Raw genomic sequence first — 25,858 nt, forward strand, 5'->3', positions numbered from 1 at the left:
ATCAATTGAAGATATAAGGTCAAATGTCATTCATTCAAATAATATAAAACACAATAACAATGAAACAAAGAATTTATTTTCCTCTGGTTATAATAGCTGCCATTATGGCAATGACCCTTTTTTCCTGTACTAAAGATACTGAACCCGCTTCCTTAAATGAACCCATATGGCCTTTCGCCATCGGCAACAAATGGGTTTACCTTGACAGTATCCATAATATGTATAGCTGGCACACTACATATGACTCTGTACTTATAACCGATAAGAAAACCATCAATGGAATAGAAGGATATTGCCAGCATGAGGAAGCTCCGGGTAATCCGGTTTTTTGTTTAGGATCGGATGAACAGGGTAACTGTCTAATCGTGGGAGGAACTTCCGATATTAACCAGGTTTCGCTGAACTCCATTGCCTATAAGAATTATCCCCGGGTAGGAGAAAAATGGATTCTGCACAATGCTACTTATAGTGAGGAAACTGGTTTTACTGAAGATACACTTTCTTTTACCTGCGAAGGGATAGATATTCCGGTAAAGACACAGGCGGGAACTTTTACCTGTAATGCCTATAGCTATTCTTATTATTCGGGAACAACCATTCATCATGTGGATAAGTTTGTCGACTATTTTGCCCGTGGCATTGGTCGCGTAAAATCGATTCATTTTGAAGATGGAAAGATTCAAAGCAACTCGACACTGATCAATTATTTTTTGAAATGAATAATTTCACCATTTAAACAGAATATCAAACATGCAGCGAATTAGTATTCTCTTACTATTCTTATCTTTTTACCTGTTAGGTCAATCCCAGGTATCAAAAGAGATAGAAGTTGTGACAGCAGGAACATTAAATACACTACTATCATCGGATGAAAAAGGCTCGGTTACAGACCTGAAAATAACAGGAAATATTGATGCCCGGGATTTCCGAACAATGAGAGACAGTTTGCCATTACTGGCTAATCTGGATTTAAGAACAGTGAATATCTTAGCTTATTCAGGAGCAAACGGCACCTATCCCTCCCTGACAAATTATTTAGCAGGTGTTATTCCTCATTATGCTTTTCTAAACGCCTCAACCTACACAGGAAAAACGACTCTTAAATCTGTATTGTTGCCTTCAAGTATATCAAGTATTGGCAATTCAGCATTTTATTATTGTAAAGGATTAACCTCCATATCCATTCCTGCATCAGTAAAGAGCATTGCTTATTATGCCTTCTATTCTTGTACAGGATTGAAAGATATCTATATCAATAGCAGTTTCCCTATAAATATGGGGGATAATTGGAGTGCATTTTATATCAACTATAGTCAATGCACATTGCATGTACCTTATGGAGCAAAAACAGGTTATGCTTCTGCCGGTCAATGGAGCTCATTTACAAATATTGTCGAAAGTCCGCAAGGATTTATAGCTAATTCGAACAAAGTTGCAATTGCTGCTGATGCAGGAAGTTCTGCTAAGATTGCCATTAAAGCAAATGTTTCCTGGAGTGTAAGCTGTAATCAATCCTGGCTCACAATCAGTTCCTCATCCGGATCGGGTAATGATACCCTGACTGTAACCGCTGAAGCTAATACGTCAAACACTGTAAGAAAGGCTTTAGTCACAGTTTCGTCAGATGGCTATGAATCTCAGATTATTGAAGTAACTCAGAAGATCCCTCCCAGAGGGGTCAATATAACTGCCGGAAGTCTTTCGACAACACTGACAGCAGATGAACTGGCTTCGATATCATCAATAAGCATTACCGGTACCATGGATGTCCGGGATTTTAAAACGATTCGTGATAAAATGCCTTTATTAACCGATCTGGACATATCTGGAGTTGCTATTTCAGCCTATAAGGGAAATGGGGGAACTTCCAGCGATACAGTCTATGCTGCAAATACAATACCATCTAATGCCTTTTATAGCTATTATACAGGAGGTAAATCATTGCTTCAGGTCATTAAAATACCGGAAACAACTACCGCAATAGGAAATTATGCTTTTAATGCTTGTAGTGGCCTGACCTCATTTACGATTCCTTCCTCAGTAAATAAGATTGGAAATTATGCCTTTTACAATTGTACCGGTCTGACTTCTCTTTATGCCAATTCCTCTTATCCGATAAATCTTAATGGTAACTATAGCATATTCTACAATGTAAATAAATCGGCTTGTAGATTGTATGTTCCTTATAAATCAGCGACCTTATATAAGGCAGCTTATGGCTGGAGTGATTTTGCCAATGTTCAGGAAGATCCTCGTGGTTTTATTACCGGTACTAATAATATAAAAGTAGCTTTTAATGCAGGAAGCGCAACCGTTGATATCTCGGGGAATGTAGAATGGACAGCCACGACTGATCAAACCTGGGTTACGGTTAGTCCTGCATCAGGTGCTTCAGATGGGAAGCTTACGATTACAGCTCTGGCAAATGATTCTTCAATCAGGCGTTATGCCAGAATAACGGTATCGTCTCCGGGTTTTGGAACTCAGACCATTACCGTTACACAGACCGGTGCCCCTAAATCTGTAAATCTCTCAGCAGGTCGTTTATCATCCGTATTGTCGTCCGAAGAACTAAATGCAATCACAGATTTGACCATTACCGGAACAATGGATGCCCGTGATGTTAAAACCATGAGAGACATGATGCCTGAGTTAACCCGTTTGGATCTAAGCAAAGCAAGTATCGCCGCTTTTAACGGCGCAGGCGGTACGTATGATTTTAGTACAGCTTATGCTGCTAATGCTTTTCCTTCAAACGCATTTTTCGTTTATAGTACTAATTATTCGAAGACTAGTCTGGTTTCAGTTAAATTACCCGCATCAATCACATCTTTAGGTTATTCTGCTTTTCAGGGGTGTACAGGACTTACCTCTATTTATGTTAATACTGTATATCCGTTAGATTTAAGCAATTCAGGAGATCCCTTCTATAAGATTAATAAAGCCGCTTGTAGCTTAAATGTTCCTTATGCCACCGCTTCATTGTATAAATCCTCAGCAATATGGAATGGATTTGGTAATATAGTTGAAAATACGCAGGGATTCCTGGTTACCCGGAGAGCCGTAAAATTCCCATCTACTCTTGTGCGCAAAAGTATAGCAGTGGAGGTAAAAGCCAATGTATTATGGAAAGCAACATCTGATAAATCATGGATCGTGGTGAATCAGAAAGATAGTGTACTTACGCTGACCGCTGAGGCAAATACAGCAGATACAATTCGTAAAGCGAAGATTATTGTTTCAGCATCTGGTTTTGATGATCAGGTAATTGACGTGACACAAGCGTCTGCACCCCGGAAAGTTTCTCCGGGTAGCCTTGCAACTGTATTAACATCAACCGAGCTTAGTACACTAAGCGAATTAGCCCTCATTGGTTCCATCGATTCCCGTGATTTTAAAACCATGCGGGATAATATGCCTATGCTGACAGAGATAAATCTGGCCGGGGTAACTATTGCCGGATATGAAGGTAATGGTGGAACTTCATGGGGTAGTGGAAATATAAAATATCCTGCAAATGAAGTGCCTGTCGATGCATTTTATTATAAATCCTCTTTAAAATCAGTATTACTTCCCGACACTGTAACATCTATTGGTGATTATGCCTTTGGCAGTGTATCAGGATTATCTTCCATTACACTACCTTCACGACTCAGAAGGATCGGTAAATATTCTTTCTCAAGATGTTCAGGATTATCATCTGTAAGTCTCCCAGATTCATTAACCATTATCGAAGAAGCTGCATTTAATGAATCTAGCAATCTATCCGGATTAATATTGCCGAATTCACTTAAAAGAATCGGAGCTATAGCATTTTCAAACTGTAGCGGTTTGTCTGGAAAATTATCTATTCCTGCATCTATGGATTCAATAGGTTCCAGTGCATTTTACTATTGTTACAAACTTGATTCGTTAGAAATTTCTTCACCAAATACATTTATCGGAGGATATGTATTTGCTTATTGTTCCAGAATATCCTCAATAAAATTACCAGATGCATATACTACTATTGGTCCTAATTTATTTGTATCGTGCAGTAGCTTGAAGTCCATAAATCTTCCTCCGAATCTTAAAACAATCGGAGATGGCGCTTTTTCAGGAACAGGCCTGAGTTCTATCAGTTTTCCGGCTTCCCTTACATCAATCGGTGCCGGATCATTTAGCGGATCAAGTCTGACATCTTTGGTTATTCCATCTACATTGACCAATATTGGAGAAAGAGCATTCGGTGGATGTACTAGCTTATGTTCAGTTCAGATTCCATCTTCTTTGAGGCTTTTAAATAATTCTTTGTTTGAAGGTTGTACCGCAATAAAATCTATTGAGCTACCTTCTTCTCTTGAGGCAATAGGAAACAGCGTATTTTCCGGTTGCAGCGGATTGACAACTATTGTGCTACCATCCTCTGTGAAAACTATCGGATCAAGAGCTTTTTCAACTTGTACAGCTCTGGGTACTATTTATCTGCCTGACTCTTTGAAAGAGATAAAAGATTTTACTTTTTCCAGTTGTGCAAATTTGAAAAACATAAATATACCGTCAACGGTTGCAGCTATACGTTACCATGCTTTTGAAGAGTGTACAGCTCTGAGTACAGTAACTTTGCCAGCAACTCTTAACGCTATTGAAGATGGCGTATTTTATCAATGTAGTGGATTAACCTCTGTCTCTATTCCTTCTACAGTAACGTCGATTGGCAATGACGCTTTTTGTTACTGTCGAAAACTACAGAAGATTGATTTTCCTTCAAGTCTAAATTCTATTGGACAAAATGCCTTTGACAATTGTATCGGGTTAACTTCATTAGTTTTCCCCTCATCTGTAACATCGATAGGTCGAAGAGCTTTTGAATTATGTACCTCATTGCAAACAGTAGTATTGTCAGACCATCTGAAGGTTTTAGCGGATGAAGTATTTTATGGTTGTACAGGGATTTCTGCCATTGATCTGCCTAAAACGCTGACTTATATTGGCGGAGGTTGTTTTATGAATTGCTCGGCACTAAAGTCGATTGTAATTCCTCCATTAATTACAACCATTGGTTATCTGGGATTTGCTAATTGTGAAAATTTAAGCTCCGTGACACTCAATTCTGCGATTACAAGTTTAGGTGCTTATGCGTTCTCCGGATGTGGATTTAAAACGATTGAGCTTCCTGTTACGATTACAAGTTTAGATTACGAAGCTTTTGCTTATTGCAAGAATCTGACTTCTGTTCTAATACCGCCTAAGGTAACCCAGATCGGTGAAAAAGCATTCTTTTCCTGCCCGAGTCTGAAGTCTGTTAATATTCCGGCAAGTGTTACACAATTGGGAGCGGGGGTATTTAGTGCTTGTTCTGCATTATCTACCGTTTATGCATATCCTTCTTCTCCTATTGATATGTCATTTTATGGTGATAGTTTTTGGGGCGTAGATAAAACATCTTGTATCCTCTATGTCCCTGCGGGAAAAACAAGCGCATATAAAGCTGCGATGTATTGGAAAGATTTCAAGAATATTTTAGAGCTATCTACAGACGTTCCCACAATCAGGGATTCTAAAATAAGTTTGTATCCTAATCCTGCGAAGGGAGCATTCATGATTTGTGGAGTAAAAGACGGCTGTAAAGTTGTTGTTTACGACCTGAAAGGTAGTGCCTTATTTTCAAAAGAGGTATTTCCCAATGAACCCATATCTATAGTGGGATTATATAAAGGTACATATATGATTCGGATAACAACTAGTGAGGGAACAATTGAACAGAAACTTATAAAGGAATAAATTTCTGTAGCATGTAAAATAAATAAAGCGACAGGCTCAGCCTGCGCTTTATTTTGAATTAAGACTTTGTGTTACGTCTAAGCAAGAGCGGATAAAATACGTCATACAACTTATTTAAATCCCATATCATGTAAAACCTAATGATTATCACGCTGGCTATTTGTTCCTCTTTTACTGCAATGAGCCAGAAATCGGAATAATCTTTAGGCTATAATTTTCAATACTTTCAGGTGTTAAGTAAGCGTCAACCAGTATTACAACAAAGGAATCGTACAAACAACCTATAAACTCAAATTTATGAAGACAATACGGGTCATCATTCTTATGCTGTTTCTTTCATTCGGAATATCAGCTCAAAATCCTATAAACCGATTAGGAACCAATGAAACTCTGCATTTTAATGATACAGACTTTAATCTGTCATGGACTGATAAGCCTAATGATAATTATTATATCCAGGAATATTTACCAAAGGGTGAAACTACAACCGGGTACAATCAAATGATGACTATTCATCTTTTTGTGACAAATATAAATGCAACGGATGCAGTAGCTCAGAAGGTGAAAGAATTAAAGGAGAGAAAGAAGCATGATGGTGTCTGCAATTATCAGGTCACTGAAAGTCCGGATGGAAAGGAATTTATAGTTGACTTCTTACTGGGGGAAAGTAAAGACAAGCTTATGACTATTGTTGAATTCAATGCGTATCATTACAAAGAAATTCAACTTTCTGAAAGCAAAAAAGCTATTGTCATTTATGCTTATACCAAGCGCAGTTACGGAGATGGAATTACCGACTTCCTGAAATCACTAAAAGAGGATAGAAGTCATGTGCTTAATGAAATGATTTCAACGAAGATTCCTGGAGTTGCCATGAGAAACATTTAACAATCAGATATCTAACTATAATTATACACAATGAAAAAAGTAATTCTAATCACTCTTTCAATTATGGCCATGAGCATGAATGCATTCAGCCAAACGAATAGTGAAAGCACGAAAAAGCCCTGCGATAACAACGAAATCAGGCTCAATGTAGCCTCTCCGATATTTGGGTTACCGGAAATTAACTACGAACGCTTCATTACCGATAATATGGGAGTTGGACTTACAGCAGCCATTTCCCTTGAAAAGAAAGATCTGGAAATGCTTTGGATGCTGTTGCCTTATTATCGGATTTATTTCGGAGAGAAGAAAGCTTCTGGATTTTTTATTGAAGGTAATATGGCTTTAGTTCGGGAATATGATTATAACTCTTATTATAACAATTCCTACTATAATACCTATTATGGATACTTATCATCTTCGACTATTTCACCCAGATCTTTCAACACTTTCGGATGTGGTGCTGCCTGCGGGTATAAATTCCTTACCCGCAACGGTGTGACGGGAGAGATTTGTATAGGTGCCGGTCGACTCTTCGGCAATACCGTTTTACATGCTTATCCGAGATTAGGACTTTGTATCGGAAAAAGATTTTAAACCCATTTAAATCCCATACCATGAAAAAACAAATGATTCTCACCCTGGCTGTTTTTGCTTCACTCCATATAATGGGTCAGAAGAGCGGAAAAGCCGATCGTTTATTCAAAGAATTAGCTGAAAACGGATGTAAAAGTATCGATTCCATCGACACCCGAAACAAGTCGAAGGAGGAGATTGCAAAAGAGATCAGCAAATGTATTGATACTCAGGTCGAGGCCTACCAGATGGGAGCAAAACTGATGAATATCGATCTTTCCAATACCATAGCTGATGGAAAAGGGAAGAAAACGGTCAATGTTTTGGTGAATAATGATAAGGATTCGAAGGAATATAAAGAGTGTTATCGCCAAATGGAGCAATACCTGATGGATAATTGTAAGGTTCTAAAGGTAAAATTGTCATCAATGGAGCAGGAGAGCGGCAAGTCCGTCTCAACTAATCCGGAAGCCCGCGAATGGTATTCAAAAGGGGTAAAGGAATCCAATAGCGAAAACTATAAGAAAGCGATCACATACTTTGAGAAAGCGTTGGCTATCGATTCTGTATTTGCTTTTGCGTGGGACAATCTCGGGATCTGTAATCGTAAGTTGAATAACTTCGACCGGGCCATCTATTGTTACAAAAGATCTCTCGAACTGGACCCCAACGGGCTTATGCCATTGCAAAATATTGCCGTTGCCTACCGTTACAAACAGGAATACACTCAGGCCATTGACGCTTATCAAAAGCTGGCGACACTTAATCCCAAAGATCCCGAAGTCTTTTATGGAATCGGACAAACTTACTCTGTAATGAAGGAATATGAAAAAGGGCTCGACAATATTTGTAAAGCTTATTCTCTATATACCCAACAACAGTCTCCTTATCGAAGTGATGCCGAAAAGATGATAGTTGCTCTCTATACCGAGATGAAAAAGCAAAACAAAGAGGAGAAGTTCTACGAGATTATGAAAGCAAATAATATCTCAGTGGGCACCGATAAGCAATAATGATAGATATGAAAAAGATACTTTGCCTGATTTTTACTTTAATATCAGGCTTGTCAGTATTTGCACAGGAAGCAGATACGACAGCTCACGAAGGCTTTGCATTTCCGATCAAGTCAAAAGTTACGATTAAACTGATTCCTGTCGATTCGGTAAATTTCCACTACAAAGTCCTAAAGGTTGAACCGTTTAATGAAACTCCGGATGTTAGTGATAAAGCTTGTTTGCCGGCTTCGTTAGAAGAAAACACACTGGAGTTCGTATTTTGCGTTGGCACAATGGGAGATAGGCAAAAAGGAAATGGGAAGAACCTAAAGACTTTGCTTTTTATCAAGCACGGATTGAAATTTGCTCTTGAATATAATGCGGACATTCAATGTCCCAATGTTCCTGAGTTTAAGAATACCTCAGTCATGGCTCTCTTTCCGAATGTTCCGTCCACAGAGATATGGCCTTATCCGATTGAGCAGATTGCCCTGTATGGATTTAAGAAAACGAAGTTTTGAGGCTTTACAAATAGCATTTCACTTTAAACGTAATTTATCTATCATGCAAAAAACGATTCGAATATTCGTCGGAATCCTGATCTTTGCCCGTGTACTGGCCTTTTTCCGGTTTCCGTTTGGAGCAATACTTTCTATTGTTTCGGTATTATCATTGACAATTCTAACCTTAACCGGCCTTTTCAAAGCTCAACGCAAAAACAAGCATTTAGTTCCCCAACGATTGATGGAACTGGCACTTTCTCTTTGGGCGGATTATCTGATTTTGCGGTTACATTATTTGCCTTACTCTTTTCCACTATTACTGATCTGTATTGCAACCAGTATTGTGGCTATTATTCTCATTAGCGAATCAAATAAATTCTTTTCACCCAAAACAATAATCCTTCTCACTGCCATTATCCTCGGGCTTGTTCTTTCTCGGATTCATAGTTATACGATTTATCAATATTCGGATATCAATCGTATCATGGATAAAGACCTTCGCGCCAGGGATTATTCTGATTTAAGCTATTTCTATTTCATCGGAGGCAAAACACAAGAGGGAATTATCTGTGGAGAAAAGGCTATTCAGGTTTCTATTCGTCAAAATGGAACAAATAGCGAAGAGACACGTGTAATAAAGGCAAATCTGGAGCAATGGAAAAAGGGAAATTATGAAGACAAATAGAGCTCTGGTAAGTTGAAAAATATCAAAGGAGTAAGCCGAAAATCCTTGAAAAAGAGTAGGCAAGTTAAACCTATCATAAATAATTAATTATGAAACGAATTCTTTTAATTGCATTTGCGATGTATGTCTTAAGCAATCTGCAGGCACAAACAAAAGTTGGAATTACAGGAGGTTTTTTACCCTCCTATATCATCGAAAAATCAGGGAGTCAGTCTGAATCATTAGATAACCTGACCGGATTCTCTTTGGGGTTAATGGTTGATAAGAAGCTGGGAGCTACGACTTCTCTTCAATATCAGGTTCAATACGCTCAAAAAGGGGCAAGCGGTTCCGGAGACGGAATGAATTACAAAATCAAGTTGAATTATATTGAGATTCCGGTAATGCTTGCAATGCATTTCAGTAATTTCCAGATCAAGGCGGGGCCTTATGCTGCTTATGGAATTACCGGAACAATGTCTGCATCACAGAATGGAGTGAGTGCTTCTGTAGATATGTTCAATAAAAACAGCACTGGAGTTGAATTGAATAGATTTGATGCAGGACTGAATATCGGAGCAGGACTCTCTTTCACGGATAAATTAATTCTAAACCTGAATTACGAACATGGTCTTGCCAATCTGTATCCATCCACTTACCAGGGAATGGATACGGGAAAAGGATACAACCGTAATGTGTCTGTCTCTTTAGGATATTATTTCTAAGGAAACAAAGCAAGAATACTCAACCTGATGTGTTTTCCAGAACATGTTAGGTTGAGTATTCTCGCTTCGAGGTTGACTGGATTACGTCACTGTGGACAAACGAACGATTTAAACAGAAACAACATAATAACAAATCAACAATGAAACTATTTTCAACCCTCGCAATGGTATTGGTATGTCTCAATACATTTGCCCAGAGTACACAAAAAACAGTCGATGAGCTTTTAACCAAGACCGGATCTACTGCACAAATCAAACAAATCGAAGAGCTGTTTACCGCCAAGATGAATGAAAAGAAGAGCACTTTTTCCAATCCGGCAGATTTCGACAAGTTTTCAACCATTATGAAATCGGCGATAAACGCGAAAGATGCAGAGGGTTATTATATCGAATATTTCCGTCTCAAAACCAATGAGGACAGCCTGAAGAAAATCATCGTATTGTATAATGATCCGGTGTTGCAGGAGTTCAACAATATGGAGCTGGAGGCTAACTCCCCGGCCAAAAGACAAGAACAAATGACATTCTTCCAAAACCTGCAAAGTAACCCGCCGTCACAGTCCCGTATCCTTATGCTGACTAAGCTCAATGATGAGTTGGGTGGTTCGGAAATGGCATTTAATATGATCAAGAATGTAATTGGTTCAATGGCAAAGGGTGTCAACAGCATCATGCCTAAGGATAAACAGTTATCGGAGGCAGAAATTATCAATAAGGTGAATACTGAGCTTCCTGCAAATTTCGCCCAGCAACTGAACAATCAGATTGTGGCCATGTCTCTCTTTACCTATAAGAATGCTTCTGATGAAAAACTGGAGCAATACCTTAAGGTGTGGCAGACTCCGATCGGAAAATATTTTGTTAAGCATTCTTTCGGAGCATTGGACTATACTTTCTCAAAAATGGGAGAAAAGGTCGGTGTTGCTATGAAGGGAATGGCTAAGAAGTAATTTCCAAATAATCAGGATCGAACCGGCAAGGCATATCGCTTTGCCGGTTTTTTTCTATTAACTTTGAGCCGTTTTCTGAATTAAATTAACGCAATATATTGAATCTATGAAGCTAATCAAAATCATTCGAACAACTATCATCCTTTATGCCACAGGATATGCTGCCATTTGTGCGATAGCTGTAATGAAAGGAAATCATTTGCGGGTTTTCTCCCATGAAGTCCATCCGTTTACTCTCTCTATTTTTTCGTGGGTTGCAATCGGATGTATGGCTATCCTCTTTTTTGAAAAAACGGTCAAAACCCTTTCCAAGACAGTCCAGCGTCTATTCTATCTTGGCATCTTTGCCCTGATCGTCTTTGCTTTGATGAAGTTATTTGTTTAAGCAGCGTGGAAAAAGGATTTCCAGTTGCTTGAAATGCAATAAACTACACGGATAAGTAAAACCGGGGATCCATCGTTTCGAGATTGGTAGATGTCTCAATGGATTTCCGGTTTTCTCTATTTATAAACTATGGCGAATTCGTGTATATATAGACAATCCATTTCCTGAAATTCCGTTTAAAAAGAAACAGAGTGATTTTACCTCTTACTATAAATACCAGACAATGAACATCACACAGACAATAGAAATCATCCCCGCGGCTGTAATTGGCCTCACTGTACACGAATTTGCACATGCCTTCACGGCTTACAAATTAGGAGACAATACAGCCAAAGAGCAGGGGCGTGTTTCCCTGAATCCCCTCAAACATATCGATTGGTTGGGATTTTTCCTGATAGTTATAGCCGGATTCGGTTGGGCTAAACCGGTATTGTTTAATCCTGACAACCTGAAAAAGAAGCATCGTGACGAAATCCTGATCGCTATTGCCGGTCCGTTTTCCAATTTTGTGCTTGCGTTGCTCTTCCTGGCAATTGCCCGTGGGCTTTATGCCGCTGAGTTTTTTCAGTCAACTCATTTGGGGCTTCAGGTGATTAATCTGCTTATTATATGGGGGGTGATCAACTTCGGCTTGTTCGTTTTCAACCTGATTCCGCTTCCTCCGCTGGATGGTTCTCACCTCTATCTTTCGTATCTGAAGGAGATTAACCCGACATTGATGTATAATCTTTACAGATACGGAACCTTTGCCCTGTTCGCTATCATCATCCTGCAAAACCAGACCAGCCTTACCATCCTGCCTATTTCCAACATGGTAAACTCGGTATCGGTATTTTTCCTCGATTTGCTGGCATTTAATTAATGACCTTTCAAACTTTAAAAACAATATGTCATGAAGAAATTATTGTTTCTGCTGTTTATAGCAGCATCTTTAATCAGTTGTGATAAAAAGCATGTAAGTGAAAATTCTGTATTAGAATTGTCATGCATGAAATTAGAAAAGCCCAAATTTGTACCACCGGTAACCGATGGGGAAGTTGAAAAGGGTGTTGCTAATAAGACCTCAAAGGTTTATACCAAGAAGATCATCAAGGATGGAGAGATCAGCATTTGCGTAAAGGACATCTATGAGGCAAAAAAGCAGGTGGATGGCCAACTCAGGAAGTTTCATGCCTATTATGAGAATGAGTCATTGACCAATAATAAGACAGATCAGTCTTATGACCTGAAGATACGAATCCCATCTCAACTCTTTGAGAAGTTTATCGGCAATCTTGAGAATGGGACAGGTGATGTTACCAAAAAAAGCATTACCGCCAGGGATGTTACCGATGAATATATTGATGTGGAGGCCCGTCTGAAGAATAAGAAACTTTATCTTGAGAAATATACCGAACTGCTTTCCAAAGCGGGAAATATCAAAGATATCCTTGCGCTTCAGGAGAAAATACGTCTTATTCAGGAGGAGATAGAGAGCAAGGAAGGCCGGTTGAAGTACCTCAATGACCAGATCAACTACAGTACGTTGGATTTGACACTTTTTATTGATACCGATAAAACTCCAACAGCGGTAGAGTCCAATAGCTTTTTATACAGACTAAAATCAGCATTAACAGGAGGATGGAAAGCATTTGTTTCAGCCATTATCGGATTGATAAACCTGTGGCCGTTTATTATTATTCTAGTAGGACTGATAATGATATTTCGGCGTTATCGTAAGAGAAAAAGAGCTAAAGCTAAAGAGAGCGAAACTCAGACCAGCCTATAAAAAATAAGCCGTTCCCAGTATTGAGAACGGCTTATTTTATACCTATCATCGGGTTATACTTTTATCTTCTTCTTCCCGATGTTAATAAACAACGATCCAGGCATAATAACGTTAAGCAACTTTTTACCCCATAATCCGAGGCGTACAGCGCAATAGAGGCATGCCAGGCTTAATCCGAGGGTGATGGGCGTAAATTCACCTGGCTTGGTGACAAAGAAATTGGTGAATGAAAGGACGATTATAATTATGCTGTAAATGATCTTGATCTTAAGCAAAGGGGAATCCAGCGTCTTAAACCGGGTGTAACCGTCAAGAGCTCCGGAGATGGTGGATAAAACCAGCGTAAATGGGAGCACATAAATGCTGAAGTTGGTTACGGAAATAAAGGTGTCGGAGAAGAGATTGGGAAAGATCATGTTTAGAATGATCAATAGCGGAGCCAGTCCGACAAACGTTTGTGACAGGTGAATGGCAATGGGGTGAATGTCAAGGTCGAGAATCAGTTTCCGGTAGTCGGAGACTCTTTCGCGATAAGGCTCGAAGGCTCCGGCTGGCATCCCACAGGCAGGACAGACCCCGACCTTATGCAGTTCCGATTCTTTCATCACATAACCGCAAGGTTTGCAACGTACAAAAGTTTCATCCATGTTATCTGTTTTTAGTCTTTCTGAGTTTAACAAAACTTCCGGCTGTACCGGAAGTGCCTTTAATTAAGTTAGGGATATAACCGATTTTGTTTTTTCTTTGTTCATGGCCGACTTACAAAAACCAGCACTTTTCAAATATTACATAGATTGTTTTTATTTCTTTGGAATTGCCTTTTCCCGAACGTGTCTATTTCTCAATCAGTTGCCGTAAGACTTTATAATCGGTCTTCCCGGTTCCCAACAGCGGGATTTCTTCGAGTTGAATGACACTTTTAATCTTGGCAATCGGGGCCACGCCATGACTGATCAGGTAATCGTTTGCTTCGTTCATATCTATCGGGATGGCGGTAAAGAGGACAATCTGTGGCGGAACGGTCTTGTCCGAACCTTCAACGGCGAGCACCTGACGCTCTTCCTCTCCGTATCTCTCCAACAGGATATTTTCGATAAAAGGCAGGCTGATCATCTCTCCGGCAATCTTAATAAAGCGTTTCAGGCGGCCGGTGATGTAGAGAAAGTCTTCCTCATCCAGATAGCCGAGGTCACCGGTTTTGTAGAAGGTCTTCCCGTCAATCTCCTCAAAGGGGCTGGCAACTTCATTTCCCAGATAACCGGAGAAGACATTGGCCCCCCGCACGTAAATCATACCTGCCTCACCCGGTTGGCAACGCTGGCCGCTATTCAGGTCCAGAATGACACACTCCACATCCGGTAGAATTTTGCCTACGCTGTTGAGCTTCTGTTTCTCAAACAAATTGGCGGCAATAATCGGTGCGCACTCCGTAATGCCGTATCCTTCGATGAGGTATGCATCGGTGGTAAGACGTTCAAACTGTTCCTTGACAATCGGAGTCATGGCTTCAGCGCCTGAAATCACCAGACGGATGGTCTTGAAATAGTAGGCCGAGCCGACTCCCATCAGTAGCTTGAGGAAACCGGGTGTTCCCAGCAGGATATTGGCTTTGGTATGCTTGAGAATCTTCAATACCTCACGCGCATCGGTGGGGTTAGGGGTGTAGGCGACCTTCAGCCCTGCGGCTAACGGCAATGCGATTAATACCGTGAAGCCGAAACTATGGAACGGCGGCAGGAACCCGAGGAAGGTATAGTTACGGTCAATCTCCAGCATCCGGAAGACGCTGTTGAGGTCGCTGGTAATGTTGCGATGCGTAAGCGGTACTGCTTTAGGCAACGCTTCACTGCCCGAGGTGAAGAGGATGACTGCTGTTTCGTCCAGCTTCTTATAAGGTAAAAAGAGTTTGGGGAGCTTCGATATCAACACACCTTTTAGCTTAGTGCTTAGAGCGATATTGGGTGCTTCTTTGTCAAGGAAAAGGAGTTTGCTTTTGATGCTTTCGGGCAACAGCTCCTCTACTTTCGAGATAAAGGTACTGGCGGAGAGAATCACTTCTACTTCTGCTGTTTCGATGCAGTGCTCCAACACCTTTTTGCCTACTGTCCAGTTTAGCATCACTGGTATTTTGCCTGCCATATAGGATGCGATGACCAGCAGGGTGGCACTTTGGGTAGCGGGGAGCATGATACCGACATGTTTGCCTTCTACCCGCTTTTTCAGGTGTTGGGATACGACACAAGCCTTAAGCAGGAAAGACTTCCGGTCCGTACTTCCCAGCATCGCATCATACGTGAAGGGATCATTCGGGTTTTCGGTAAAGCTGTCAAGGAACTGCCAGAGGATATTCTTATCGGCCTTGACCGAAATATACCCCTTGCGGGAAAGCGGCTGGTTAAGGTTTGACGGCTTCAGGTCGGCTTCGGAGCTGAATTGCCCCATTGCCACCAGGCAAAGGTCACCGATGGTCTTGATGTCATTGATTTCGGGCGAAGCGAAGGAGGGGAACTGATTCTCCACTTCCGATACAATCTCCACCAGATTGAGCGAGTCTGCCCCCAAATCCATAATCAGGTAAGAGTTGGGGGTAATCTGGGCTGCATTTATGCTGAGGGTTTTAGCAACGATGGCTTTCACCTTTTCCAATACTTCGACGGGGATGTTCTCCACGTCGGTGGGTAATGCTTCCCCCTCTTTTTCATCTACCGAACCTGAAATAGTAGCCGGCAGCGTGCGGTAAAGCTTCGGGCCATAGAAGTAGTGCTTCAGGAAAAGAGGCGTTTCCACGCCGTTATGATTGTAATAGGCTTCAAGGTGTGCATTAAAAGCTTGTCGTCCTTCCTGTGCCTTGTGTCTGGATTCATTCGTCAGGTCGGCAAACTCAATCGTCACCTTGCGGCGGGGCAGGAAGAAGATCAGATTGACCAATATATAAAAGATAGCCTTGAGCAGCAGCCATATAAAGTTCTCACTCTTGCCTGTCCAGGCCTTCGACCACATGCTGCCCCACAAGCCATTGATGCGTACCCCAACCACCTTTACGTGAGCGGGCATTTCGCTGACGATATTGTGTGCCGACTTTTTGTTGAATATCTTCTCATAGCCCTGTCCGGCGATCTGTCCGCTGGGGTAGAGGATGATGTTTTTACCCATATTAAAGCCATCGGTTACTGCTCCGGCTATTTCGTTCAATACGTTGGTGTTGCGGCTGCCACTCTCCAGATCGCTGACACGCACGGCTCCCCATTCCCGAAAGAGGTTTCTAATCACCGGTATATCGTAATACCCGGAGGTAATGACCGGGATCACCGTTGTCCGTTTGTAAATCTGGCTGATGATAATAATCGGGTCAATCAGTGCCTGGTGGTTGGGCAATACCAGCAAAGGGGTAGAGCTTTGCAACACATTAGCACCTTTTACCTCGACTTTGTAACGGAGGGACAGCAGGATGCGAAGCAAGGCGGAAAGTCCTTTGGCGAATGCAATTATAAGAGGATGGTGTTGTTTCATAATATAAAGAGTTTGAGTCCACGAATTACACGAATTAGCACGAATGTATTGGTGCTAATTCGTGTAATTCGTGGACAAAAGAATAGTACCACAAAGTTAATCCAAGAATCAGTTTATCCTAATTTCCCCCGCGTAACTTGTCCGGTTAAGCATTAAAGATGTATTTTTACACCCCTATAATACAGAAGAATATGAATTCACCGACTCAAATGCCCGTCAATAACCGCAAGGTGATGAATGCCTGGTGCTCTTACGATATTGCCAATTCGGCATACAACCTCAGCATCGCTACCGTGCTTTATCCCGTCTTTTACGATGATATCACGAAGAGAGCCTTTGGCTCCGAGATGGTGCAGTTTCTCGGCTTTACCATTAAGAATACAGTGCTGTATGAATACGCCATCGCCCTCGGCTACTTCATTATCATCTTCCTGACGCTTTCGCTGTCGGGCATTGCCGACCTGGGTGGCTACCGCAAGCGCTTTATGCAAATGTTTACCACCCTTGGCGCCCTCTCGTGCATGGGGCTATACGCTTTCAACGGAAGCAATATCGGGCTGGGGCTGCTTTTGCCCATGCTTGCCGTGTTGGGGTATGCCGGCTCGTTGGTCTATTATAACTCCTTTCTTCCCCTGATCGCTACACCTGAACATCAGGATAAGATTAGTGCCCGCGGCTTTATGTTTGGGTACGCGGGGAGTATGCTGTTGCTGATCTTCAACCTCTTTTCCATAGAGAATTACCAGATGCTTGGCTTTTCCGGAAAGATGGAGGCGGTGAAGTTTGCCTTTATCGAAGTGGGTATCTGGTGGTTGCTGATTTCGCAGATCGCCTTTCATTTCCTGCGGGAAGAGCGCCGGAAGGTAGAGGTTAACACCTCTATCCTGACCAAAGGCTTCCGCGAGATCGGTAATGTGTTTCGTTACATCCGCCAGCATGGGGTGATGTATCGTTTCCTGCTCGCCTTCTTCTTCTTCAGCATGGGTGTGCAGACGATCATTATCATTGCATCGCTCTTTGGCAGCAATGAACTGGGCATTACCGGCTCCAAACTGATCCTCACCATCCTGATCATACAGGTGGTGGCCATACTGGGCGCAGCGCTGTTCGGACAGGTTTCTTCGCGCTTCGGCAATAAGACGTCGCTCCTGTGGATGCTGAGCATCTGGATATTTGTCTGCATCTCGGCATACTTCGTCCAGAGTGTGCCGCATTTCTACATCCTCTCCTTCTTCGTGGGGCTGGTGATGGGCGGAATACAGTCGCAGGCCCGCTCCACCTGGTCGAAACTTATCCCGAAGGATTCCACCGATACGGCCTCCTACTTCAGCTTCTATGACAGTACCGAGAAGCTGGCCATCGTGTGCGGTATGCTGGGCTTTGGTGTAATCGAGCAGATCACCGGCAGCATGCGAAACAGCACTTTGCTGCTCTCCTCTTTCTTTTTGGTGAGCCTGCTCATTATTGCATTTACACGGTTTAAGCGGGAGGAATAAAAGACCGCATTTGACTCTATTCAGAGGGTGACTTGTAGTCACCCTCTGAATCCCTACCACATGATCGAATAAGCAAAATAGTATAAACCATACAATCACACTCATGCAATTATCATTCAGATCAGGGCTAATCCCTGCCATGGCCTTTCTTCTTTTTCTCCTCAGCTCGTGCGTAAAAGATGAAGTCACCAGTATTAAACTAAACAACCAACAACTCAGCATCAAGCTTGGCCAAACCGATTCACTGGAAGCCGTGGTAAGCTATTCGGGTGAAATGAACAACGCACCCGTCACCATCTCGGTCGGTGATAGTAAGATCCTTAGTGCGAGTCTGTCCGATACCAAGCGGGTGCAGTCCGGCTCCTCATTTAGCCAACGTATTGTCATTAGCTCATTAGCCCCCGGCACTACGACTGTCAATATCTCTTCCGGATCCAGAAGTATCACCTGCACGGTAACCGTCACGCAGACGACGCTGACCATGGAACAGTCACTCGTAATCAATTACGGTGTAGCCAGCGAGCTTTTTGACAATAATATATGCAGCATGTACCTGATGCCGTCGTCATTCACGGTTGACGATTCGTTAGGTAAGATCAGCGGCACAGGACAGTTAGTCCATCTCGAACTATTGCTCTCTCCCTCCCAGTTGGCTCCTCCGGCTACGACTTTCAAAGCATCACAGGTCGATATTGCAAACACTTTCCAGGCGGGTTATTATAAAACCTACAACGATCAGTCCATACCCATGGGTAGTAATATGGTGGATCTTTCTTCTGGTAACGTTTCTTACACGTTGATAAAGAATGGAACGCTGACAGTTAGTATAAATGGTTCTGCTTACCACATCGAGGGGGATCTTACCACTGAGACCAGAGAGGTCATTCATATCACATATTCAGGCACTATCTCCGTAAAAGACCAGAGGGAGAAGCCGGTCTCGATCTCTCCCAACTTTACCAAAGGGGAGTTGTACTATGTTGGAGACCTGTACAATATGGATCTCTCTGATACTTATGTTGCATACCTTGAAACAGCAGATGTGGATCTGAGTAGTTCGACCCTCAATGGGGAGGTTCTGGTATTACAGTTTAATACCTATCAGGGATTTACCTCATATATTCCTACCGGAACCTATCGGATGATGACAAAGAGTGCACTGAGCAGCTTCATGGTTAAACCGTTGACTCTTGTTCCCGGGTATGTTTATATGCCTTCAGATGGAGTTTACTATTCGAGAGGATCATGGTATTATGATAGTGACTCCAGAAGGAAACTAACCACCGGATCTGTAACGGTAAACTGGATATCCGGCAGCAACTATCAGATTGATTACACACTCTATGATCCGATAGGATCGACTGTATCCGGCTCCATCAAAGCTTCACTTCCTTTAAAGTCTTTGAGAAGCGCTGAAAGCAACAGGTTTGATTCGGAAGCGAAGACAAGCAAAGGGTTTAGATCTCCTATACAGTTTGAATATAAGGCTTTGGGGAAATAACAGATAATTTATCGGGTGAATCAATACAACCTCATAAACAACCGGAGGGCCGCAGAGATTAATGTTTCTCTGTGGCCCTCTGTGCAATATCTCCGTTGTCCTCTGTGATAAAAATGAAGTCAGGCAATTTTTATACCGTTCGATTTAATCAATTGAATAAAAGGCGAGGCCTCTTCTTCCCTGAATTTATCCTCTCCTATAATAAACGGTTCGATCTTTGAGTTGACCTTTCGGGTAAGACGCCATATCTTGCCAATCAAAAGATCATTGTCTTCGCTGTTATTGTCAGATACAATTAAAAGATCAATATCACTATCATCCGAAGCCGTATCGTTAGAATAACTGCCGAACATATAGGCACTATTCACGACAATCCCTTCTGCCGAAAGCAGTAGAATATATTGTTTTAGCTGTTTTATAACTTCGAATTTATCCATTGCATTAGCTGATTAGTGTGTTTAAGATAGTCCAATACTTTTTCCCGATCCGGTGTTCCGGGGTTATAATCAGGATAGCGTCCTTGTAATTGATGCTATAAATAATGCAATACAAATATAACATCTTTCGTAACATGATGTTATCAATCTCAACAATAACTCTTTGTTGTCCTCTGTGATATGTCTTTAAATGCGAGACGCAAAATCTTGCGTCTCTACACATTTTGCTGCGATGATACAACGTCCTATACCGTAATTGCCTCGATGTGCTTCGCAATCATATTCACCAACCGTTGGCGGGCCTCCACGGAAGCCCACGCAATATGAGGAGTCAGCAGCAGCTTGTCCTGAATATCGGCAGACAATAACGTATGGTCAGCAGCCAATGGCTCCTGTTCGAAGACATCCAGTCCCGCACCGGCAAGGCGTCCTTCACGTAATGCCTGCACCAAATCCGCTTCTTTGACAATCCCACCACGGCCCACATTTACCAACAAGGCTGATGGCTTCATCCTGCAAAGCTTTTCGTAGTCGAGCAGATTCTGTGTGCGCTCATTCAGCGGAGCGTGGATCGTAATGATGTCGCTCTCTGCCAGCAGCTCATCCAGCGACTTGTGGTCGAAACCCTTGTTGTGGTTCTTGCCCGAGGTGGAGTTGTACACCACTTTCGCACCCAGTACAGTAGCAATCTGAGCCACACGGCTACCGATGTTGCCCAGCCCGATAATGCCCCACGTCTTTCCCTTAATCTCGAAATAGGGACGGCCATGATGGGTAAAAAGTCCGCTGCGACCGTATTCGCCACTCTTCACGTATCGGTCGTAATAACCGGTACTCTGTACCAGTCCCATGACCAGCGAAAGGGTAAGTTCAGCTACGCTGTCGGTCGAGTAGTTGGCCACGTTCTTCACCGGGATACCTTTGATAGCAGCATGACTGAGGTCAACGTTGTTCATCCCGGTAGCAGCAATGCAAATCAGTTTCAGATTGGGCAGTGCATCCAGCTCCGGCTGCATCAGTTTCACCTTGTTGGTGATGACCACATCGGCATCGGCACATCGCTCAATGACCTGCGACGGTTGAGTCGTTTCGTATTGTACATATTCACCTAAACGGGAGATGGCGGTCATATCCACATCCCCTACGGAGTAAGCGTCGAGAAAAACTATCTTCATGGGTTATTTTGTTTATGGCACACAGATGACACCGATTTGAATCAATTTACACAGATAAGAAATCAGTGTAAATCAGTGTTGCTTGCATCTGTGTCATCTGTGTGCTAATGATTATTCAAGGAAATCCTCACGCACCGGACTGAAGGAATCCACCAATACACCGGCCTCCAGGCACTTCACGCCATGCACCAGGTCAGGGGCAATAAAGTAACCGTCACCGGTAGCCAGGATGCGCTTCTCTCCATCTATCTCTACTTCGAATTTACCCGAAGCCACATAACTGCTTTGGGAATGCGGGTGGGAATGTAGAGCTCCGATAGCTCCTGCCACAAAAGAGACTTTCACCATCATCAGTTCTACGTTGTACCCCATTATCTGGCGGCTTACGCCCTCATTGAGCGGTTCCCACGGAAGTTCATTTTCCACTAGGAAAGGTTTGCTTTTTATCATATATCAAGGATTAGTTTTGAACGGTAAGCTTTTTGCGACGTTTGCGTTCGTGCGAACTTCGCTTATTGAAGTCATGGGATAACACGCTGATGTTTCCGTCTGCTTCCAGCACTGCAAGGTCAACATCATGAATCGACTGGCACCCGTGTTCACGCACTGTCTCTATCAACTCGTTTACCGAAATTTGGGCTTTCTTCAAATGGTCTTCATTGACACGACCGTGATAGATCAGCAACAGCGGTTCACCCGAAACCACCTTCTGTAATGAAGGAAACTTATACATCAGGTATTTCAGGAGATAGTTCAGGATGAACAATGTGGAAGCGGCAACCAGTCCACCACTTAACGTGGCATCCGGCCCGACCATCGCATTCTGCACAGCATTACTGATAAGTAGCACAAATACCAGATCACTTACTGATAGTTGCGCAAACTCCTTCTTTCCAAACAGGCGAATAGCGGTGATGATAAACACATATACGGCTGCCGAGCTAAAGGCGATAGTGAGATAATTCTGAATCATGGGTTTTGAATATGAGGGTGAATAAGTAGAATATCACTCTATAAATGGGAAAAGTTCAGCACTGTCATCCCGTGCTTGACACGGGATCTCTCAATCGCAGGACGGTTCACAGAACCAACCTGCCGATAAATCGTTCCATTCAGGATTCATTCCTGCAATCAGTTCTTTCTTCCATTCTCTCTTCCATTTCTTGAGCAATTTCTCCCTTTGAATACCCTGCTCAGCCTGATTATGTTCTTCGAAATAAATAAGCTTATTGCATTCATACATGGCAGTAAATCCGGGATTGATTTTATTCTTGTGTTCAAACACACGTCGTTTCAAATCATTGGTGAATCCGACGTAAAACACATTATTCCCCTTGTTCGTCATTATATAGACCCAGAATTGATGAATTGTCGCCATGACCAATTGAATTGAATGGTTATATAAACTTTTCTCAGGTTGAGAGATCCCGCATCAAGTGCGGGATGACAACATCAACAGTTGCGCATTAAATACCAGAAATAAGTTTCACAGTCAAAAGCAAAACGAATTCCCCTTACTAAATGTTTTGCAACGAATAAAAACAACAAAAGCGCCGGAGAATACCGACGCTTTTGATTCTATTGAAATAAAGCGTTTTCTTACTGTATATCCTTCTCCCGAATCTCCACGCGGCGTATCTTGCCGCTGATCGTTTTCGGCAATTCATCCACAAATTCGATGATGCGGGGATATTTGTAGGGAGCTGTCACCTTCTTCACGTGCTCCTGAAGCTCGTGGATGAGGTGTTGGCCTGCCTGATCTTTGTAATCTTTGGCCAAAACCACGGTCGCTTTTACCACTTGCCCGCGAATCTCATCAGGCACACCGGTAATCGCACATTCCACTACGGCAGGGTGTGTCATCAGTGCGCTTTCCACCTCAAACGGCCCAATGCGGTAACCGCTACTCTTAATCACATCATCAATACGACCTACGAACCAGTAGTAGCCGTCTTCATCACGCCACGCCACATCGCCGGTGTGGTAAATATCGTCATACCATGCCTCTTTGGTGAGTGCTTCATCACGGTAATACTCCTTGAAGAGTCCCAATACTTTTTCGCCGTGCGTACGGATGACAATCTCTCCCTGCTCTCCGTCTTCAGCCCAACGGCCATCGCCGGTAAGCAAGTCAACATCGTATTGCGGATTGACAATTCCCATCGAACCCGGTTTAGGTTCTGCCCACGGGTAGGTAGCGATGGTGAGTGTCGTTTCAGTCTGTCCGAAACCTTCCATCAGCTTGATACCGGTCAGCTTGAGGAATTCTTCGAATACCTTCGGATTGAGCGCTTCCCCTGCAATGGTGCAATATTTCAACGTAGAAAGGTCAAAACGGGTCAGGTCTTCACGAATCAGGAAGCGGAATACAGTCGGTGGTGCACAGAATGAGGTGATACCGTACTTCTGTATCATATGCAATACATCCACTGGTGCGAATTTGTCAAAGTCATACACAAAAACGTTGCATCCGGCAATCCACTGTCCATATAGTTTTCCCCAGACAGCTTTTCCCCAACCGGTATCAGCCAGCGTAAGGTGAAGGCTCTCTTCGCCTACATTGTGCCAGTAAGATGCGGTGATGATGTGTGCCAACGGATAGGTAAAATCGTGTGCCACCATCTTCGGATTTCCTGTTGTTCCTGAGGTAAAATACATCAGGGAGATATCGCCGTTATCATTTGCTTTTGCAGGACGTATAAATGGTGCTGCCTCAGCTATACCTTTGGTAAAGTCACCCCAGCCTTCCGGGATAACGGGGCCTACAGAGACCAGTTGCTTAATGGTCAGAGACTTGGGCATTGCCGCATTTACATGCTTGATCACCTCTTCTTCACCCACTGCCACAATCATCTTGATACCGGCAGCATTGTTGCGGTAAACGATGTCTTTTTCAGTCAGTAAGTGTGTGGCGGGAATGCAGACAGCGCCAATCTTGTGCAGCGCTACAATAGAAAACCAGAATTCGTAGCGACGTTTCAGAATCAGCATCACCATATCGCCATGTCCAATACCCAACGACTGGAAATAGGCAGCCGTGCGGTCACTCTGATCTTTGATTTCAGCAAAGGTAAACTTGATAAGTTCGCCAGAGTCATTGGTCCAGGTCAGGGCGACTTTGTCGGGCGCTTTAGCCGCCCATTCATCTACGATGTCATAGCCGAAGTTGAAGTTGTCGGGGATATTTACCCGAAAGTTTTTTGTAAAATCCTCCTGCGATGAGAAGGTAGTTTGGTTGAGATATTTTGCTATCATTATCTATGTAGTGAGTCGTAAGTCATAAGGAGTGAGTCCATTCTTTCAACGAACACCTTATGCTTCACTTTTCATTTTTCATTATTCATTCTCAAAGAATTATTGCCAGAAACCTAACCGGTTTTTCATTCAACGCCTTCATCCCATGCGGGCGTGCTGCATCGAAATAGATGCTGTCTCCTTCATCCAGAATGAGCTCTTTACCTCCGATGGAGATGAGTAAAGTCCCTTCGAGTACCATGTCAAATTCCTGTCCGGCATGGGCATTAAGGTGTACCGGTTCTTCGTTGGGCTCTACGGTTACAATAAACGGATCCGCTTTCCGGCTGGCGAATCCTGCCGCCAGAGACTGGTATTTATAATGCTGTGACCGTTCCACTGAAGGCCCGTGCCCTTTACGGGTCAGGTAATACGATGACATGCGCGGTTCATCTCCAAACAGCATGGCGGAGAGTTCCACATTGTAATTGTGACAAATGCGGTGCAGAATGCCAATCGGGATATCATGTTCCCCGGATTCCAGCTCCTGGTATTCATCGTCATTAATCCCACAAACGGAAGCGATTTCTGCCACCGAAATTTCCAGCACCTCACGAAGTCCTTTCAGCCGAAGTGCAATTTCCCTGATATGCTCTTCCATAATATTATGTTTTAAATATATCAACTATCAAGAATGCCAACTCAGAAAAGTGTGCTTTACGGAGCATCATGCGGAAAAGTCGAACCCGAATGAATACCTGTCATTTGCTCCGATGCAAGCGATTCCAAAATTAACAGAAAAATTGAACGCATCGGGAGAAAACGGGGATTAATCGCAAATTCAGCCTTAATTTTAAACGAATCGTGGAAAGAATGCACAAACCCATATTTTTTGAGCAGCCGAGTTTAAGTCTGTTTTCCAAAAAACAAAAGCTCGATATCGTTATATGTGTGTAGTTTTCTATGAACACAAAATTTAAGCCACGAATGCACGAATATAAAAGTATTTTTCTCTTTTCCGGATTCGGAAAAGCATTAGTGTTATTTGGCCTTTATTTCTTCAAGACTTGAGAAGTTTGCCTCTCAGTATTCATTCGTTTATTCGTGGCTTACTATTTTGATATATTCTGTTTTACTGAATAATTACACGAAGCTTAGGAAAATATTTTCCTAATGAATAGAATTCCCACACTATTCGTAATAAAGTTAGAACAAAAAAGACTGCATCTTATATGAAGCAGTCTTTCCTATTATGATTTGCATGAGCCAACGGCGTTATTCGTTGGGTTAG

The 25,858-nt window shown here is 42.6% G+C and carries 23 protein-coding genes; 14 read left to right on the forward strand and 9 right to left on the reverse strand.

The genetic code is table 11. The features are described from left to right. Positions 1-59: 59 nt before the first annotated feature. The 12 genes from MLE17_RS10940 (at position 60) to MLE17_RS10995 (ending at position 13,214) form a co-directional block, all read left to right on the forward strand. Positions 60-719: a hypothetical protein gene (locus tag MLE17_RS10940; protein ID WP_243348838.1), complete on the forward strand. Its 660-nt coding sequence runs from the start codon at positions 60-62 to the stop codon at positions 717-719. A 31-nt stretch (positions 720-750) separates the two neighbouring features. Beyond that, positions 751-5,763, forward strand: coding sequence for a leucine-rich repeat protein (locus MLE17_RS10945; RefSeq protein WP_243348839.1), 5,013 nt, complete (start codon positions 751-753; stop codon positions 5,761-5,763). Positions 5,764-6,060: 297 nt separating this feature from the next. Then, positions 6,061-6,651 carry a hypothetical protein gene (locus tag MLE17_RS10950; protein WP_243348840.1) on the forward strand — a complete coding sequence of 197 codons (591 nt, stop codon included), beginning with the start codon at positions 6,061-6,063 and terminating at the stop codon, positions 6,649-6,651. Positions 6,652-6,681: 30 nt separating this feature from the next. After that, the gene (locus MLE17_RS10955) at positions 6,682-7,245 is read left to right on the forward strand and encodes a DUF3575 domain-containing protein (RefSeq protein WP_243348841.1); all 564 of its coding nucleotides are present in this window, start codon (positions 6,682-6,684) and stop codon (positions 7,243-7,245) included. A 20-nt stretch (positions 7,246-7,265) separates the two neighbouring features. After that, the gene (locus MLE17_RS10960; protein WP_243348842.1) at positions 7,266-8,237 is read left to right on the forward strand and encodes a tetratricopeptide repeat protein; all 972 of its coding nucleotides are present in this window, start codon (positions 7,266-7,268) and stop codon (positions 8,235-8,237) included. A gap of 8 nt (positions 8,238-8,245) precedes the next feature. Next, complete coding sequence (locus MLE17_RS10965; protein WP_243348843.1) at positions 8,246-8,740, forward strand: hypothetical protein; 495 nt, start codon at positions 8,246-8,248, stop codon at positions 8,738-8,740. A 43-nt stretch (positions 8,741-8,783) separates the two neighbouring features. After that, positions 8,784-9,407, forward strand: a complete 624-nt coding sequence (locus MLE17_RS10970) for a hypothetical protein (protein ID WP_243348844.1) — start codon at positions 8,784-8,786, stop codon at positions 9,405-9,407. Between the two features lie 89 nt (positions 9,408-9,496). After that, positions 9,497-10,111 (forward strand): porin family protein, encoded by a 615-nt coding sequence (locus MLE17_RS10975; protein ID WP_243348845.1) that lies wholly within the window; start codon positions 9,497-9,499, stop codon positions 10,109-10,111. A 140-nt stretch (positions 10,112-10,251) separates the two neighbouring features. Then, the gene (locus tag MLE17_RS10980) at positions 10,252-11,061 is read left to right on the forward strand and encodes a hypothetical protein (RefSeq protein WP_243348846.1); all 810 of its coding nucleotides are present in this window, start codon (positions 10,252-10,254) and stop codon (positions 11,059-11,061) included. 106 nt (positions 11,062-11,167) lie between these two features. Continuing rightward, on the forward strand, positions 11,168-11,446 hold the full coding sequence (locus MLE17_RS10985; protein WP_243348847.1) for a hypothetical protein: 279 nt from the start codon (positions 11,168-11,170) through the stop codon (positions 11,444-11,446). 223 nt (positions 11,447-11,669) lie between these two features. Then, the gene (locus MLE17_RS10990; RefSeq protein WP_243348848.1) at positions 11,670-12,308 is read left to right on the forward strand and encodes a site-2 protease family protein; all 639 of its coding nucleotides are present in this window, start codon (positions 11,670-11,672) and stop codon (positions 12,306-12,308) included. A gap of 30 nt (positions 12,309-12,338) precedes the next feature. After that, a complete protein-coding gene (locus MLE17_RS10995; protein ID WP_243348849.1) occupies positions 12,339-13,214 on the forward strand; it encodes a DUF4349 domain-containing protein in 876 nt (291 codons plus the stop codon). Positions 13,215-13,267: 53 nt separating this feature from the next. On the opposite strand, the gene MLE17_RS11000 is transcribed toward MLE17_RS10995, so the two are convergent. Further along, positions 13,268-13,861 carry a hypothetical protein gene (locus MLE17_RS11000; protein ID WP_243348850.1) on the reverse strand — a complete coding sequence of 198 codons (594 nt, stop codon included), beginning with the start codon at positions 13,859-13,861 and terminating at the stop codon, positions 13,268-13,270. A 187-nt stretch (positions 13,862-14,048) separates the two neighbouring features. Then, positions 14,049-16,724, reverse strand: a complete 2,676-nt coding sequence (locus tag MLE17_RS11005; RefSeq protein ID WP_243348851.1) for an AMP-binding protein — start codon at positions 16,722-16,724, stop codon at positions 14,049-14,051. A 158-nt stretch (positions 16,725-16,882) separates the two neighbouring features. On the opposite strand from MLE17_RS11005, the gene MLE17_RS11010 reads away from it, so the two are divergent. Then, positions 16,883-18,220 (forward strand): MFS transporter, encoded by a 1,338-nt coding sequence (locus MLE17_RS11010; RefSeq protein ID WP_243348852.1) that lies wholly within the window; start codon positions 16,883-16,885, stop codon positions 18,218-18,220. A gap of 103 nt (positions 18,221-18,323) precedes the next feature. After that, positions 18,324-19,721 carry a hypothetical protein gene (locus MLE17_RS11015; protein WP_243348853.1) on the forward strand — a complete coding sequence of 466 codons (1,398 nt, stop codon included), beginning with the start codon at positions 18,324-18,326 and terminating at the stop codon, positions 19,719-19,721. A 119-nt stretch (positions 19,722-19,840) separates the two neighbouring features. Here MLE17_RS11015 and MLE17_RS11020 read toward each other — a convergent pair whose 3' ends face one another. From MLE17_RS11020 to MLE17_RS11050, 7 genes are all read right to left on the reverse strand, one after another. Further along, positions 19,841-20,158, reverse strand: coding sequence for a nucleotidyltransferase domain-containing protein (locus tag MLE17_RS11020; protein WP_243348854.1), 318 nt, complete (start codon positions 20,156-20,158; stop codon positions 19,841-19,843). A gap of 245 nt (positions 20,159-20,403) precedes the next feature. Next, positions 20,404-21,333, reverse strand: a complete 930-nt coding sequence (locus MLE17_RS11025; protein ID WP_243348855.1) for a D-2-hydroxyacid dehydrogenase — start codon at positions 21,331-21,333, stop codon at positions 20,404-20,406. A gap of 111 nt (positions 21,334-21,444) precedes the next feature. After that, a complete protein-coding gene (locus MLE17_RS11030; RefSeq protein WP_243348856.1) occupies positions 21,445-21,783 on the reverse strand; it encodes a cupin domain-containing protein in 339 nt (112 codons plus the stop codon). A 10-nt stretch (positions 21,784-21,793) separates the two neighbouring features. Further along, entirely contained in the window at positions 21,794-22,306 is a 513-nt protein-coding gene (locus tag MLE17_RS11035; protein ID WP_243348857.1) for a DUF421 domain-containing protein, read from the reverse strand. A gap of 90 nt (positions 22,307-22,396) precedes the next feature. Next, a complete protein-coding gene (locus MLE17_RS11040) occupies positions 22,397-22,711 on the reverse strand; it encodes a GIY-YIG nuclease family protein (protein WP_243348858.1) in 315 nt (104 codons plus the stop codon). 221 nt (positions 22,712-22,932) lie between these two features. Beyond that, entirely contained in the window at positions 22,933-24,588 is a 1,656-nt protein-coding gene (locus MLE17_RS11045; RefSeq protein WP_243348859.1) for an AMP-binding protein, read from the reverse strand. Positions 24,589-24,679: 91 nt separating this feature from the next. Next, the gene (locus MLE17_RS11050; protein ID WP_243348860.1) at positions 24,680-25,228 is read right to left on the reverse strand and encodes a helix-turn-helix domain-containing protein; all 549 of its coding nucleotides are present in this window, start codon (positions 25,226-25,228) and stop codon (positions 24,680-24,682) included. Between the last annotated feature and the right edge of the window lie 630 nt (positions 25,229-25,858).

It is taken from the genome of Parabacteroides sp. FAFU027, from assembly GCF_022808675.1.
GTDB lineage: Bacteria > Bacteroidota > Bacteroidia > Bacteroidales > UBA7332 > CAXXIC01.

Excerpts from the sequence above, each read along its gene's own strand:
- MLE17_RS10940 (WP_243348838.1), top strand. The coding sequence starts at position 60 with ATGAAACAAAGAATTTATTTTCCTCTGGTTATAATAGCTGCCATTATG.
- MLE17_RS10945 (WP_243348839.1), top strand. The coding sequence starts at position 751 with ATGCAGCGAATTAGTATTCTCTTACTATTCTTATCTTTTTACCTGTTA.
- MLE17_RS10950 (WP_243348840.1), top strand. The coding sequence starts at position 6,061 with ATGAAGACAATACGGGTCATCATTCTTATGCTGTTTCTTTCATTCGGA.
- MLE17_RS10955 (WP_243348841.1), top strand. The coding sequence starts at position 6,682 with ATGAAAAAAGTAATTCTAATCACTCTTTCAATTATGGCCATGAGCATG.
- MLE17_RS10960 (WP_243348842.1), top strand. The coding sequence starts at position 7,266 with ATGAAAAAACAAATGATTCTCACCCTGGCTGTTTTTGCTTCACTCCAT.
- MLE17_RS10965 (WP_243348843.1), top strand. The coding sequence starts at position 8,246 with ATGAAAAAGATACTTTGCCTGATTTTTACTTTAATATCAGGCTTGTCA.
- MLE17_RS10970 (WP_243348844.1), top strand. The coding sequence starts at position 8,784 with ATGCAAAAAACGATTCGAATATTCGTCGGAATCCTGATCTTTGCCCGT.
- MLE17_RS10975 (WP_243348845.1), top strand. The coding sequence starts at position 9,497 with ATGAAACGAATTCTTTTAATTGCATTTGCGATGTATGTCTTAAGCAAT.
- MLE17_RS10980 (WP_243348846.1), top strand. The coding sequence starts at position 10,252 with ATGAAACTATTTTCAACCCTCGCAATGGTATTGGTATGTCTCAATACA.
- MLE17_RS10985 (WP_243348847.1), top strand. The coding sequence starts at position 11,168 with ATGAAGCTAATCAAAATCATTCGAACAACTATCATCCTTTATGCCACA.
- MLE17_RS10990 (WP_243348848.1), top strand. The coding sequence starts at position 11,670 with ATGAACATCACACAGACAATAGAAATCATCCCCGCGGCTGTAATTGGC.
- MLE17_RS10995 (WP_243348849.1), top strand. The coding sequence starts at position 12,339 with ATGAAGAAATTATTGTTTCTGCTGTTTATAGCAGCATCTTTAATCAGT.
- MLE17_RS11000 (WP_243348850.1), bottom strand. The coding sequence starts at position 13,861 with ATGGATGAAACTTTTGTACGTTGCAAACCTTGCGGTTATGTGATGAAA.
- MLE17_RS11005 (WP_243348851.1), bottom strand. The coding sequence starts at position 16,724 with ATGAAACAACACCATCCTCTTATAATTGCATTCGCCAAAGGACTTTCC.
- MLE17_RS11010 (WP_243348852.1), top strand. The coding sequence starts at position 16,883 with ATGTATTTTTACACCCCTATAATACAGAAGAATATGAATTCACCGACT.
- MLE17_RS11015 (WP_243348853.1), top strand. The coding sequence starts at position 18,324 with ATGCAATTATCATTCAGATCAGGGCTAATCCCTGCCATGGCCTTTCTT.
- MLE17_RS11020 (WP_243348854.1), bottom strand. The coding sequence starts at position 20,158 with ATGGATAAATTCGAAGTTATAAAACAGCTAAAACAATATATTCTACTG.
- MLE17_RS11025 (WP_243348855.1), bottom strand. The coding sequence starts at position 21,333 with ATGAAGATAGTTTTTCTCGACGCTTACTCCGTAGGGGATGTGGATATG.
- MLE17_RS11030 (WP_243348856.1), bottom strand. The coding sequence starts at position 21,783 with ATGATAAAAAGCAAACCTTTCCTAGTGGAAAATGAACTTCCGTGGGAA.
- MLE17_RS11035 (WP_243348857.1), bottom strand. The coding sequence starts at position 22,306 with ATGATTCAGAATTATCTCACTATCGCCTTTAGCTCGGCAGCCGTATAT.
- MLE17_RS11040 (WP_243348858.1), bottom strand. The coding sequence starts at position 22,711 with ATGGCGACAATTCATCAATTCTGGGTCTATATAATGACGAACAAGGGG.
- MLE17_RS11045 (WP_243348859.1), bottom strand. The coding sequence starts at position 24,588 with ATGATAGCAAAATATCTCAACCAAACTACCTTCTCATCGCAGGAGGAT.
- MLE17_RS11050 (WP_243348860.1), bottom strand. The coding sequence starts at position 25,228 with ATGGAAGAGCATATCAGGGAAATTGCACTTCGGCTGAAAGGACTTCGT.